This is a genomic window from Dolichospermum sp. LEGE 00246 (assembly GCF_015207865.1).
Lineage (GTDB): Bacteria > Cyanobacteriota > Cyanobacteriia > Cyanobacteriales > Nostocaceae > Dolichospermum > Dolichospermum heterosporum.
Genome location: NZ_JADEWA010000087.1, coordinates 1 through 14673 on the forward strand (window position 1 = coordinate 1; position 14673 = coordinate 14673).

At 39.0% G+C, this 14673-nt stretch carries 7 protein-coding genes; 1 reads left to right on the forward strand and 6 read right to left on the reverse strand.

Annotated elements, in window-relative coordinates; genetic code table 11:
• Positions 1–162: 162 nt before the first annotated feature.
• Positions 163–498, forward strand: coding sequence for a hypothetical protein (locus tag IQ228_RS08775; protein ID WP_027403273.1), 336 nt, complete (start codon positions 163–165; stop codon positions 496–498).
• Positions 499–1182: 684 nt separating this feature from the next.
• Here IQ228_RS08775 and IQ228_RS08780 read toward each other — a convergent pair.
• The 6 genes from IQ228_RS08780 to IQ228_RS08805 all read right to left on the reverse strand — a co-directional run bounded on the left by IQ228_RS08780 (position 1183) and on the right by IQ228_RS08805 (position 13673).
• Positions 1183–2256, reverse strand: coding sequence for a tetratricopeptide repeat protein (locus IQ228_RS08780; RefSeq protein ID WP_193962667.1), 1074 nt, complete (start codon positions 2254–2256; stop codon positions 1183–1185).
• Between the two features lie 197 nt (positions 2257–2453).
• Positions 2454–2984: a type II secretion system protein gene (locus IQ228_RS08785; RefSeq protein WP_193962668.1), complete on the reverse strand. Its 531-nt coding sequence runs from the start codon at positions 2982–2984 to the stop codon at positions 2454–2456.
• 612 nt (positions 2985–3596) lie between these two features.
• On the reverse strand, positions 3597–4559 hold the full coding sequence (hpsC, locus tag IQ228_RS08790; RefSeq protein ID WP_370566852.1) for a hormogonium polysaccharide secretion pseudopilin HpsC: 963 nt from the start codon (positions 4557–4559) through the stop codon (positions 3597–3599).
• A 933-nt stretch (positions 4560–5492) separates the two neighbouring features.
• Positions 5493–6218, reverse strand: coding sequence for a hormogonium polysaccharide secretion pseudopilin HpsB (gene hpsB / locus IQ228_RS08795; protein WP_193962669.1), 726 nt, complete (start codon positions 6216–6218; stop codon positions 5493–5495).
• A complete protein-coding gene (gene hpsA, locus IQ228_RS08800; RefSeq protein WP_193962670.1) occupies positions 6218–10654 on the reverse strand; it encodes a hormogonium polysaccharide biosynthesis protein HpsA in 4437 nt (1478 codons plus the stop codon). Before hpsA ends, hpsB begins: the two co-directional genes overlap by 1 nt.
• A 460-nt stretch (positions 10655–11114) precedes the next feature.
• Positions 11115–13673 (reverse strand): hypothetical protein, encoded by a 2559-nt coding sequence (locus IQ228_RS08805; protein ID WP_193962671.1) that lies wholly within the window; start codon positions 13671–13673, stop codon positions 11115–11117.
• Between the last annotated feature and the right edge of the window lie 1000 nt (positions 13674–14673).

Below are 14673 nucleotides of genomic sequence, written 5' to 3' on the forward strand. Positions count from 1 at the left end.
AAAAAGACCTACAAATACTTGCCAGTAGTAATTATAGGCTTTTCATCAGCAAACATGAGGTTTAACGATTGACCGCAGATAACGCCATCAAATTTAATATTACACCGTAATTTTTAACAATTTCGGTAACAGTCCCAACTATTCAAACCAGGAGCATTTTTTATGGGCTTTATCAAAAATATCATTGCGGGTATTGTGGGTTTTATTACTGGATTGTTTAGCAACAAGGGTAATAGCTACTACTTAGAACTAAAGGAAGAAGCTAATGTTACTCAATCTCCAGCAACAGTAGCAGCACAACCTACACCAAAAGTTGAACCAAAAGCTACACCGGCAGCAGTAAAAGTGACTAAGCCCGAACCTGTTAAAATATCAGTCCCCACTGAAACCAATTTTGCCACCAAATATCTCATTCCTACCAATAGTCCTCGTCGTCGTCCCGGCGTAAATATGAATGTCTTTTTAGATATGGCAAGTCAAGTTAAAACTCCCGGATAAGTATCAAAACGATCATAAATCGGGGCTATACTAAACACGGGTGAGATTTAAACTTTTGCCAAATAGACATCTGGTGAAAATTAAATATGCGTGACATGAAACCCCTGTAGAGACGTTCCATGGAACGTCTCTACAATCTTTACCGGAGATGTCTAATGACAAAGAACCCAGATGTGTAGGGGTAAAGCAAAAGCTTAATGGTGTCAACTTAACGTAAAACCTCTATCCCGCAAAGAACTCAAGTCATCTCATTCCCCTGCTCTGACTGGGAATGAATTCTAGAAGGCTCTGCCTTCAATGATATTAGAGGCAGAGCCTCATCAACTGCATTCCTAGTCAGAGACTAGGAACGAGATGTGGTAGGGATTTGAGCTTAAGTTGACACCTATGAAGCTCTTGCTAAACCCCTACGTTTAGAATCAAACAATCAAACCGTTTTGAGTATATACAGATAAAACTAATTTTGCATTAGTCCACCTGCGTGGACTTTGTTTGTAAGTAGTGAGATAGAATTAGTTACACAATGTCATTGCGTAAGCGTTGCGTGGCGTTAGCCATATGGAACGAAGTGAAATGAAGCAATTCCAAGGGTTGTGATTGCTTCCCTTCGCTCGCAATGACTGTAAATATTTTTGTCCAATTACTTATAGTAGCGATTTATAATCTCCAATACTGTCAACCACCCTACGAAGCATTTTTAGTAAAGATAATCCCACTATATAAATGAAAAGCTGCATCCCAATTACTTTGTTCTCTACGAAATAGATTAATCTGAGATGGGATTTGTTTGAGGATGTCCGTTTGGTCTATAACTATTTGTGCAAAGGGTTGAAAATCTGACCACACCTTAACTTCAGGTAACTGTTTCTCAATCCATACCATTAGATTATTCCAGTTTATTCTTATAGTATTATGGTTAGCTTGAGATTGAGAGTCTAAACCTTGTTGAAATTCATAGCCTTGATCATAAATTCGCAAAATACTCCGTCTATTTGGTAGATGTAAATCACAAAATTGAGCATAATCTTGAGTTTTAGTTTTTCGTTCTAGTTGACCTCTAGCATTAACATCTATAACTTGCTCAAAAAGTGGTAAAAGTCCCATTACTCTATTAGTAACTTCTGATAAATCAAATCTCATCGAACCAGTTTGATTTGCTTCATTTTGACAAACTACCTTGATTTGAGATTTATTTATTGATAAATGTTTAACTTGAAATACTTGAATCTGTTGAATTTGGGGAATTCTTACCCAAAAACAGGGAATACCAGCCTGTTGTAATTGTGTTCCATAGAATGCTAATTCTCCGACTTGAGCAATGCGATAAACTCGCCAATTTTGGCTAGGTAATATCATTCTTGCTGTGTAAACGTCTACTTGCATAATTTGGGCAAAATTGCTGGCGGCGCTGGTTTTGAGTTCATTATTAATCGGTTCTAAAACTAATATTCCCAGTTCATTGTTATGAGGTGCAGATATAGATTTAACTATAGCTCTTTGTTTTTCTTCTTGTTTAACTTCTTGTAATCGCTGTAAACCTTGACGAGCTTGAGAAATAATTTTACTATGAGTCGTGGTGCGGAGTAATTGACGATATACTTTTTCAGCTTCTGGGAATTGATGAGAAACTTCTTTTAACTTACCAAAATACAATTGTACCCAAGGATTATCCGGGGACTCTACCAACATTTGTTGGATTAATTTGGCTGCTGTTTGATAATCTTTCCGTTCAAAAGCCGCAATAACTTGCTCTATCATATAAGTAGGTTGGCGTTGAAAATTGTCGTTATGGCAAGGCACTCATGCAAGAGGCAAGAGTGAAGAGGGTTTGGGCGATTTTACGTTTCTTTACACAGTTTGGTTTTATTGTGTTCACCTACTTAGTGTTTTTTTAATGAAGTGTCATAGATACCCGACTTTTTTAACAAGTCGGGTATCCGAGTATCATTCCTAAATCAATAGCAATATTTACTACTTTCAGGTTTACTATTTTCCTTTGCGGTTCGCATTGCACCTAATATATTAGAAACAATAACACAGCGCTTTGCTTTGCCACCAGACTTACTAGATAAGGTGATTTGTCCTAATGGAACTTTTACACTACCTATGTAATCAAATCGGACTAGTCTCACACCATTAGCTACTTCTTCTAATGTGGTTTCTGAATCTAAACTCACACTAGTATCTAAGTCGTTCCATTGAGCATTAGATGGGTTAATTGTAGCCGGATGAATTGCCCATTGCACAATATTATTTTGTTCTCGAAAACTAACTTGGTAAGTTAACTTTTCCTTTCTGGCTTGGCTTTGGGCTTCACGCATGGCTCGATAAACTTGATCTTGGGCAACATTTAAGTTGCGAGTTTTCATAAACGCTAACCAGTTTGGTGCAACTATCGCTGATAATATCCCTATCATTAACACCACCGCAATCATTTCTATTAAAGTAAACCCATCCTGAAATCGCCTATTTAATAAATAAATCATCTAAACCTCCAGGATGTCTTCATTTTGACTTTTGACTTTTGACTTCCGCCTTGCGGTACTAGTGGTCTTTTTTCAGTGTCTAAAACAAATACTTTGGACATAATATTTTGCTCCGAAGAGCCTCCCATTTCTGGGGTAATGTTAGCTAGATGCCTCCGGCACGCTGGCGCGAATGACAATGTTAGAAGTCGGTAACTATCTTAAAAGCACTGGTTTAACCCACTCTAATGAGATACAAAATTCCGTTCCCCAACCAATACTGCTCCGTTAAGCCTAAAAAGTTATTATCCGGTAGGTTGGGGAACGTTTACGTATCCCATGCGAACTGCTTGCAGCAGCGCTTCGCTATCGCCGGAGGCATCAGCCATAACTCAACATTATCAAGGATTTTGTTGGGTTTGGCTGTCGCTCAACCCAACCTACATTTCCTTAACCGACAAGTATTGCCTCACCAACCCTCCACTTACCAAGGGGAGGATACGCGACGGCGCGGGTGGGGTGTATTTTTTAGCTTGGGAATTGCTATATATATGTTGCTATATATAATGCCTTTTTACATAGCGGTTTTTTACTGATATTTGATTTTTTATAGCTACTAATTAGTTGATATCTTTATTTATATAAAAATCCCCGTCCTTGCACTCTCACAATGGTTGTAGGAAAAAATTTTTTTCTAGTCTCTGTATATTTGATTGCATTTTCACTATTATAAATACGAGCCAGGGTATTGCCTCGAATAAATACCTGCACTGTTGTATTCGCTCTATCTACACAGGCATAAAAACCAGTCATACTCGTTGACTTAATTGCTGACCAAGTAATTCCCTGTGTTGTAGTTGTAGCTGCGATATCACTAGGACAAGTAGCTGCTGGTGGCGAATCTGTAGTTTGATCTACATAATCAATCAACACTATAGCATCAGCAGTATAAGTAATTTCAGGTTTTTTCTTCCATTTGTTCATTCCTATTTCTAAACTATCAGAGTCTTGAAAATAATCATGAAATGGAGCAAAACCTGGACTGGGACAATTCTTGTTATTAACATACTTTTTATTATCATATCCGGTACAAATTACACCACTAGAAAGTTCTACACCATCTTTAATTTGCCATCTACCAATACGAGCCGCTTTTGACCAAGTTGTATTACTATCTTTGATTAAATAATAAACAACTAAGGAATAGACAAAAGTATCATCATTTCCTGATGCAGTGGGAACTACACCACTAACTAATTCCCGTTTCCAAAAAACCAATATAGGAGTTTTAGTATTATCACTTTGGTAAGCCATTTGAGCTTTTATAGCATTAATACCAGCAGCATCATAAATATAAACAGCCTGTTGTAAATCACGAGAAATATAATTAAGTGCAGTTTGAATTTCTAAGTCAGAATTTGCCTTAGCTTGTTCATCTCTCTCTGCGGTTATGATACTAATCATAAAGTTGAATAATGGTGCAATAATCAAAAATGCAATTACCAAAGCTACCAATAATTCAATGAGCGTAAAACCGCCAGATTTATGGATAAATCTAGAAACTTTGATTTGATTTACAAGGATCAATTTCAGCATTTTCATCATCATCTAATTTCACCTTTTAATTTAATGTAGGTTGGGTTGAACGAAGTGTATCCCTTACGGGAGCCGAAGGCATAACCCAACATTAGCAGGAGTAAGTAGTGAGACAGAATTAATTACACAATGTCATTGGGAATGCAATACTGTTCGGTTAAGACTAAAAAACAAAAATACGTAGGTTGGGTTGAGGAACGAAACCCAACATTTTCAATGATTTGTTGGTTTTATACAATAGGTTGTTTACGTAGAAATTTTCGTTAACCGAACAGTATTGATTGGGAATGGAACGAATCGAAATGACTGTAAATATTTTTGTCCAATTACTTAAATAGGGTTGTGATTGCTTCCCTTCCCTCGCAATGACTGTAAATATTTTTGTCCAATTACTTAGATAGGGTTGTGATTGCTTCCCTTCCCTCGCAATGACTGTAAATATTTTTGTCCAATTACTTAAATAGGGTTGTGATTGCTTCCCTTCCCTCGCAATGACTGTAAATATTTTTGTCCAATTACTTAGAGGGTGTTTGAGAAGTTTTTAATGTATAAACAAACCCCTCTCCAAACCTCTCCCCGAAGCGGGGAGAGGCTTTGAAAACCCCCTTCCCTCGTAGGGAAGGGGGCAGGGGGGTTAGGTTTTTGGAGATTATCGGTTTCATCTAATACTTTTAAAACATCCTCTTAGATAGGGTTGTGATTGCTTCCCTTCCCTTGCAATGACTGTAATTTCGTGAAAACGAGAATTGCTGTAAAAGGAGAAGGAAAAGGAAAAAACTTTTTTAGCTGGAATGGGGGGTTTCAAAACCTCTCCTCTTAGGAGAGGGAAAAGGAATAACATTTAATACTGGAGAGGTTTACCAAAGGGGTTTATTTATACATTAAAAACTTTTCAAACATCCTCTTAGATAAAGGGAACGGTAGAGCCGCAATTTATTGACAAAATTGATTATTACCATTCTGATTTTTTCCCAGTCCAAGTCGGTAACATAGAGCCTGAAATGTAGTATTACTGTGGGCAATATCAACAGTTCTTTCTATTAATGGTGTTTGCTGATTACCTATACCAGACACAACAGATGAAGCTACTTTTTTGGCATTACTTGTACTCGCTAAAAGAGGCTTACTAAAATCAACATCTGAGCGATAAACCCGAACTGCTAGACGATAACCACTGGTTTTTGGATGAATACCATTAACGATTATGGGCATAGCTTGAACATAAAACTCGTTGAATAGATTTGTATGGTCTGGTTGACAAGCTGAATCACTGGCTATACAAGTATTTCCATCTTCTTTCAAGAGATACAAGTTTACATCTACATCGCTTTTGCTTTTAGGAACTGGCATTTGTGTGATACCAATTAGATAATCTGCGGAAGTTCTGACCGTTGTCGGGTCTAAAGTAATTTTTTTACTTGGTGCTGTACTTGAACCCGTAACAATTGAACCAGTTTTAATACCATCAATAAAAGTATTTGCAGCCTGAGTTGCTTTTTCTACGCGCCGGGATTGAACACGAATAGCTGTCGACAGGACTAAGATAGGAGTGATAGATACTAGGAGAATACTAACTACAACCATAGCTATGAGTGATTCAATAATTGTAAAGCCGGAATCACGGTAAAATAATGTTTTGGATTGTGATTTGGGTTTCATTATTTACAGGTAGAAGGGCGTTGATTTTGAGCTAGGGCGTAGGGAGTACCGGAATTGGTCGTTTTAGCACATAACAAAGTCTCTACCCATTTATCATCTTTGCCAACTTCCCGGAAATACTCATCTGGTAAATCAGGTGATGTGAGTACCAATTTACTAGCGAATCTGTCGGGAGATTGGGATAAAAGCGCGACATCATAACTCCAATTTCTCCTAGGAGGAAGATAACCTGTAGTTGCACCACTATCAGTCACAATAGCATATACAATGCTACTTGCTCCCACATTGACGTTATATGTTCCCGTAGCATAAGTGCTTTTTTTCAACTGGATAAAAGAACCAGAAATCTTTGCTGTTTTTTGACCATGAGAAGATGCCCAATTCTCCATAAACCGGGTAAAGTTTTGTAAACCACCATTATCTTCTGTTGGACGGGCAGGACTATCTCCTGCGGCGACATTCAAGTTAAAAGTAGTGTCTGCTAATACTGGCTGCAACCAGTTCCTACTATCTTGATTCTCTTTTGGTGTTTTTGATGTATTAGTCACACTACTTATGACTGTAGTGTTAGTAGAGTCAGTTTCAGTGGCAAAGGGTTTTTGGATTTGTAAAACTGGTTCAAATACATTACTACTATTGGGTAGCAACCAAGGAACAAGAAATTGATTACCACTGGAGTCTAGGGCTAGTGCTGGTGAGGTTGTGCCACCTACTGGATATTCTGCTAGTTTATTGCCACTGGCAGGAATTCCGTAGATAGTTAGAGGAGTAGTTAGCAACGTGGTAGTTAAATTACGTTTCAAAGCCAGCCGCTTAAATGGTAATGCTTCCCAACCATTTGAATTTCCGCTAGAACTGTTATATCCATTGAAAGCAACATTATTTATTGTCCAGCGTTTAGTTTTGACAGCACATTGAGCAGTGGTATTCGTTGCACTACAAAAACATTCGTCTTTCACTGCTGAACTACAAATTTCATAAGCATACTGTCTGGCTGGTATCATCCTCACCAGTGGTGTGACAAAGTTATTTACATAGGAACTACCTTGGTATCCTGTTGTGGCTGTATCAAAGTCTTTAGGAAAACCAGAATTATTTATATCAGCCCATTTACCATTTGCACCAAAGAAATTAACTGCGGAAAACCCTGGCGCTGGTGTACCAACTAGACTATTGTTCCAGTCATAATCTCCTTCATCACGAAAACCTTCTCTAAAGTTGCCAGAAAGCAAGGTAACAGCATCACCTAACACTGTTGCAGGTCGCCATTCATCCCCAGTAGGACAATTGGGTAGTTGAGGATTACCAGAACGACAAGCAAAGTTAGGATTAAGGTTGGTGCTAGTACGAGTGTAAAAATTATTCCAGTCATTTGCTAGAGTTTGTGTAAATTCCTCTTGAGTATGGAGATTAAAGTTACCTTTAATGTATACGGGCAAATTACTGGCTAAAATTAAACCTTTTTCTTCTTCTCGGTAAGTATTTGTTGTTCCCCGTCCTAGTTTGCTTCCATTGATGAGCATAATTGCATTGGGACGACGAGTAGAATCAAGAATATGGTCAACAGGACTTACTAATTTTTGCGCGTCTGTTTGTATGCCTGATGTACCAGACGCATCTAGTAAAGCATCATTACGAGTTGCGTAGATAATACCACTACTAGGTAATAAGTATTCTTGCGATGGTGAGGAAGTACCAATGGTTTTTGTTCGCAGTTGGTTAAGGTCCAACACAGTAGCCCGAATTTCTAAAGGTTGTCTGTTTATGATGGGATAATCATAGGTTGTATTATTAGATGAACTATTACGGACAATTTCCCTGGAGTCCAATAATGATGTTTCATAAATTGCACCATGAGGAATGACGGAATTACTGGGACTAATAGTACCATCCAGAATTTGTAGGGCGCAGATTTGAGCATCAATAGTAGACTGTTCAGAAATAGTCCGGTTTGCTGTTTTTGCTAATGCTTTGACCAGTAAGCCATCATCTATTAATCGCCCATTGGGATAAGTTAATTGAGATAGATAGTTTAAGACTTTAGCATAATGACTCTCACCTTTAGTAGATGTAGGTGCAGGATAAACTATGCCATTATTGGATAGTCCACCCGTAGCAACATTCCAAGGCAGTCCTGTGAGATTTTTGGCAGTAGTGCTGTTGGTAGGAACATAAAAACTACTCACACAAGCTATAGGAGTAGGTATTTTAGCGTTATAGTTAGCAGATTTGTAATGATATACTGCTGTAGCCCGCATTTTCAAATATGGTGTATTAGCATTGGTGATCTCACGCCATTTATATGTAATGGAAGAATCATATAGATAGTATGGGGCAATGGTTTTTGTCGTTGGTGCAGTCCCAGGAACTGGCAGAGTATCTGACCATATTTCTTTAACTGTGCTGTTGACGGTAGTTGTAGTATCTGCTGCACTCAGATATACTCCTGCACCTGTAACAACTCGCAAACCACCCACCGGTTCTGTAATATCTTTGGGAATTTTAGCTGCGTCTAATTCCCATGCACCATCTCTACCTGTATCTGCTAAATTTGCTAATGGTTCTGTTTGCACAAAAGATTGTCTTGTCCGAGTTTTAGTTGTATCCCCTGCATTCCATTTAATCCCACTAATTTCTTGTGCATGGGTAATACTATTCCCTAAAAATCCCTTGGGGTTGTTACTTGTATTCCACCATTGTTCAGGAACATTATTTCCTGAAGATGTTGCTGCGGTTGTATCCCACCAGATTTCCGATAAGTTATTGCTAACTATAACTCTGTCACCTAACGTAGTTTCTACACCACCAGTATTTTTAAGTGCCTGTGGTTCTGTAGCTTGTGGTTGTAGAGATGTACCCGTAGCATTTAAAGTTAATGTACTGTAGCCTGTCCCTGTTTTACCATCACTGGGATCTGTGGCATACATCCATTTATCAATGGGACGCAATTTATCACCACTACCTTGAAGTACATTAGCAGGAAATGTCTCTGTACTGGCAAAATTAACCTCTTGATAAGGTACGCGACGAGTCCGTTTTTGGAAATAAAGCTGTAATTGTTGACGACGAATTGCATCAAATTCCGCTGTTGTGAAACTGGATAAACCTAAATCTTGTTTTTTATTTTCAATACCTGTTTTTACTTCGGATGGATCACTACTAATAGCATTAGCAAATTGACTAGCAATCAGTTTATTAATCCGATTTATATAAGCGAGGTTATTGTACATGAGGTTACTAGAACTGTTAGTAACAGATGCCTCCCATGTAGAAGCAGCAGGATTAGTAGTGGTACCTTTGAATAAATCAACTTTAGTTGTGGTAGTTCCTGCACTTTTAAAACCACCTGCTCCTAAATTTCCACCGACGATAATTTTAGAATTTTTAGATTTGTAATAACAGGATTCTTTACTACTGATTTGATATAATTGAACTTGACCAGAACCACCTGTTAAAAAATTACTATTAGTAAATATTCCACCATTAAGATTTAGGGCTGTATCGGGATTAATTTCTAGATCATCGTTATAAATAGCAATGTTACTGGGTGGTATTTGGATGCGGTCTTGTTGATATTCTAGGGCGGCAAAACCTTTACTGCCTTGATATTTCTCATAATTGGTAGTATCACTAGGCAAAGTTATAATTGGTACTGTAGCTGTATAAACAAAAAAGGATTTTTTTAGCTCATTATTTTGTTTAATCCAACCTGTATTACCGACCAATATTGGGTTGTTATTTGTGGTGCAATTAGCATCTAAAATTCCTTTGACCATTGGTGAAGTTCTGGCTTCTAAGCGGTTTCTCGCTCGTGCATATTTACCACTAATATTTCTGGGAGTTCTAAACAAAATGCCATAGAGAGTGTAACTATCAAATTTCCCATTATTGTCAGTATCAACAGGAAATTTCCAGGCTGTATTTACTGTTTCGTTATCATATAATGATGTATTTGTAGTAGGTTGCTCAATTATACTATTGCCACTAATATCAAAACTTATTTGCAGTTTGGTTTCGTCTGCAAAGGTGTATTTATTAATGTTGTCTATATTGTTTATGTCATCAAGAACTTTATATAATTCTGCGTCTGTGGGGGTGATTTTTGGTAATGATATATCTTCAAAGAGTTTGTTGATTTTAGCTCGACTGCGATCAATTGCTGGAATAGCAGCACTAAGTACAATTTCGTTAATGCGGACATTACTAGCATTTTTGGCTCGGTCAAAGGAACGTAACATAATAGTAGTGGTCAATAATACTACTACCATTGAGACCATTGCCACTGTCGGTAATACGAAACCTGCGGTTGTTACTTTCCATTGTTTCCGAGTACCGAAAGTAGTCCACAGTAACCAAATAATTTGTTTTTTTGAGTGGGTCAAAAACCGCCGAATCAATTTGGTGAAGATTTTTGATAACTGACGTTTGCGATACATACCTGATAACCGTCTTAACACCTACATGATGGGCATAAACTTTCTGACCCTCACTATATTAATGATTCCCTGCTTATATATCTATCTAAGGTATGAGAAAATCTAGGATACTGGTTCGTGAATGTGATAATAAATAACAACGTGAAAATCCTTGAATTAAGAGACTTCCAATTAACAAAATTCCTAAAAGTTTCTTGTGGTGCGGGTACTTCCCACCAAAACCCTCCAACGGTGATACTTACTACAAAACGGTCTTTTCTGACTAAGGTTGGGACGGTCTACCACTCTACCACTTCCTCTAAGATACAAGGTTGAGTCGAACGCAGTGAAACCCAGCATTAGCAGTAGGATAGCAAGGGGAACTTCAGCATAAAAAATCGCCAAACTTCGCAAAATCCTGACATAATAAATTGCGTGGTTTGACGGTATTCAGAAAGGAATTTTTGCTAAAGAATTTATACTACGCAGTTATTACTTGAGTGCTAGATAGACTACTAAAAGAATAGGATTGGTTGCCAACGATTAAGTTAGTAAAACCAAATACATTCATAGTTGTAGCACCTTGCGTAACTGTCACAAAATTCTCATTATTAACAGTTGTAGAACCAAGAGTATAGCTACTACTAGATAATTTCAAGGTGTCCACACCGTCCCCACCAACAAAGTATCCCGTACCAAAACCCGATACAACGTCGTTACCGGCTCCTAAAAGAACATAACCACTACCGGAGAATCCATTTATAGCAGTAATACTATCGTTACCATCGCCGAGGTTAATAGTACCATCGTTATAGATGCCTTGAGTACCACCTGTAGCAGTGATACTATCGTCACCACTGCCGAGGTTAATATTACCCTTGTTCTCGATGCCGTAAAGACCACCTGTAGCAGTGATGTTATCGCTACCAATGCCGAATTGAATAGTGCCAGTGTTCGCGTTCTGGATGCCAATACCAACACCATTGCCAGTAGTAACGGTAGTAGTAGTAACGTTATTGGAGCTACCTTCATCAGAGCTATCATTACAACCTTGACCACTGCGGCTGTCGTCGTCGCGACCGTTGCTAGAGCTATATCTACCACTTGAAGATTGACTATTCCGGCTGTAATCGTGGTCGTCGTCTTCGTAATCGTCGTCACGATCTCCGCTAGAGCTATTAGAGCTACTATTTGAAGATTGAGTAGTGCTGGTCGAGACGCTGTAAGTACCACCTGTAGCAGTGATAGTATTCTTACCATCGCTAAGGTCAATAGTGCCGCTGTTCTGGATGCCGTAAAGACCACCTTTAGCCGTTATACTATCGTCACCAATGCCGAATTGAATAGTGCCAGTGTTCGCGTTCTGGATGCCAATGCCAACACCATCGCCTGTAGTAGTAACGGTAGTAGTAGTAACTTTATTAGAGCTACTATTTGAAGATTGACTGTTCCGGTTGTCGTCGTCACAATCTCTGGAAGAGCTATCATTGCAACCTTGACCACTGCGGCTATCGTCGTTGTTACGACCGCTGGAAGAGCTATATCTACCACTTGAAGATTGACTATTCCGGCTGTAATCGTGGTCGTCGTCTTCGTGGTCGTCACAACCTCCGCTAGAGCTACTATTTGAAGATTGAGTAGTGCGGGTCGAGACGCTGTAGCTACCACCTGTCGCAGTGATGGTATTGTTACCATCGCCTAGTAGAATACTACCGCTGTTCTGGATGCCGTAAAGACCACCGATAGCGGTGATGATATCGTTACCACTACCGGATTGAATAGTGCCGCTGTTTTGGATGCCAGCACCATTGCCTGTAATAGTAAAGGTAGTAGTAGTAACGTTATTAGAGCCACTGCTATTAGAACTGTTATTAGATGATCTGTCATCATCATCGCCGCAACCTTGACTACTGCGTCTGTCGTCGTCGTCGTCACGACCTCTGGTAGAGCGACCATATCTACTACTTGAAGACCGACTACTGCTGTATCGGTCGTCGTCGTCCTCGTCGTCCTCGTTACAACCGCTGCCAGAGTTATTAGAGCCACTATTTGAAGATTGAGTAGTGCTGGTGGAGGTGCTGTAAGTACCACCTGTCGCAGTGATGGTATTGTTACCACCGCCGAGGTCAATAATGCCCTCGTTGTCAATACCGTAACTACCACCTTTCGCAGTGATGTTATCGTTACCATTACCGGATAGAATAGTGCCGCCGCTGGTGTAACGACTATCAACGCCATAGTTCCCGATGCCGTAACTACCACCTGTAGCGATGATGTTACCGTTACCATCGCTGAATTGAATAGCACCGCTGTTGTTATAGATGCCGTAACTACCACCTGTAGCAGTGATAGTGTCAACGCTAGTAGAGCTACCATTGTCAAATTGAATAGTGCCACTGTTCAAGATGCCGTAGGAACTACTACTTATAGCAGTTATACTATCGTTACCACCACTGAATTGAATAGTGCCATAGTTCTCAATGCCGTAGGAACTACTACCCTTAGCCGTTATACTATCGTTACCAGTACCAAATTGAATGCTGCCGTTGTTTAATAGACCAAGACTACCCGTAGCAGTGATGTTATCGTTACCAGTGCCGAATTGAATAGTGCCGTTGTTCTGGATGCCGTAGGAACTACTGCCTGTAGCGGTGATTTTATTGTTACCATTGCCGAATTGAATAGTGCCACTGTTCAAGATGCCGTAAATACTACCTGTAGCAGTGATTTTATTATTACCATTGCCGAATTGAATAGTGCCACTGTTCAAGATGCCGTAACTACCTGTAGCAGTGACACTATCGTTACCATCGCCGAATTGAATAGTGCCACTGTTCAAGATGCCGTAACTACCACCTGTCGCGGTGATTTTATCGTTACCACTGTTAAATTGAATAGTGCCGCTGTTCAAGATGCCGTTAGTAGTGCCTGTAGCAGTGATTAGATAATTCCCGGTTGTAAATGCAAGTGTGGTGTTGTTGTTGGAGATGCCGCTGACACCACCTGTATATTTCCTACTGATAGTTGAGGAAGAAGGCATGATGGTAAGTTAGGTTAATGACCTAATTAATTGGATCTAATCTTAATTGTATAAAAAAAAAATCAATTGTCTATAATATTTTTATAATTCAATGTTTATAATGAAAACATGGTTGGAGATTACTGCTTTAAAAGTAATTAAATTAGCATAATACTTCGATGTAGCCCCTGACCACATACGTGAATATACTTAAAACGCTCTTCTCAACAGATTGTTTGGGAGAACTCCACACAAAAGATAATCCAATCTTGCGGGCTATGGGTTTTACGTTAAGTTGATACATATCAGCTTTTGCTTTACCCCTACAAATCTAGGTTTTTCGTAATTTCGTAAAAGTCCATGTCCCAACCGTGTTTAGTATATCTAACTGTAAATTCTGATTCAGGGTTCAGAAAATGAATTTTTCCTAAATTTTCATGAGATTCAGTAGTTTCATCAGTATCACCGTCAAAAGCTATGATATACTATGACTATAGTCACTGGTGTAAACTTAACGTAAAACCCATAGTCCGACGGGGAATAAATTCCCAGTCTCATAGCGAAAGTCATCTGAAGATGACTGAATAACTAGAAAATTTTTTAAATTGTTTAGTAAACTAAAGTTTACTTTGGTTATTAGCCCGGAAATTCGTTTCTGGGCGGGTGTGGAGGAAAATACATAAGCTATTTCTAACTTAAGTTGACATCAATGGACTATAGTGATTCCCTATTAGGTGCGACTAAAACTTAAACCCATTCTTGATATCTTCCTGGCAATTTACGCAATCAGAAGGCGAGGCTGTGTCTGGGCGTAACTGTCCTGAACCAATATTTTATGTGGCTCAATGATTCAAATAATCATTCTGTCTTTTTAGGCTTCTTAGTATTAGTTCTAAGAGGATGGTTGAAAAGTGGTATTCCGTAATTTTCATCACATTGCTACCCCCCTTAGTCCCCCCTTTACAAGGGGGGAAACAATAAAAATCCAGTTCCCTCCCCTTTACAAGGGGAGGGTTAGGGT

Coding starts and splice junctions, on each gene's coding strand:
- hpsC (WP_370566852.1), bottom strand. CDS start 4,559: ATGCTGAAATTGATCCTTGTAAATCAAATCAAAGTTTCTAGATTTATC.
- IQ228_RS08780 (WP_193962667.1), bottom strand. CDS start 2,256: ATGATAGAGCAAGTTATTGCGGCTTTTGAACGGAAAGATTATCAAACA.
- IQ228_RS08785 (WP_193962668.1), bottom strand. CDS start 2,984: ATGATTTATTTATTAAATAGGCGATTTCAGGATGGGTTTACTTTAATA.
- hpsB (WP_193962669.1), bottom strand. CDS start 6,218: ATGAAACCCAAATCACAATCCAAAACATTATTTTACCGTGATTCCGGC.
- IQ228_RS08775 (WP_027403273.1), top strand. CDS start 163: ATGGGCTTTATCAAAAATATCATTGCGGGTATTGTGGGTTTTATTACT.
- hpsA (WP_193962670.1), bottom strand. CDS start 10,654: ATGTATCGCAAACGTCAGTTATCAAAAATCTTCACCAAATTGATTCGG.
- IQ228_RS08805 (WP_193962671.1), bottom strand. CDS start 13,673: ATGCCTTCTTCCTCAACTATCAGTAGGAAATATACAGGTGGTGTCAGC.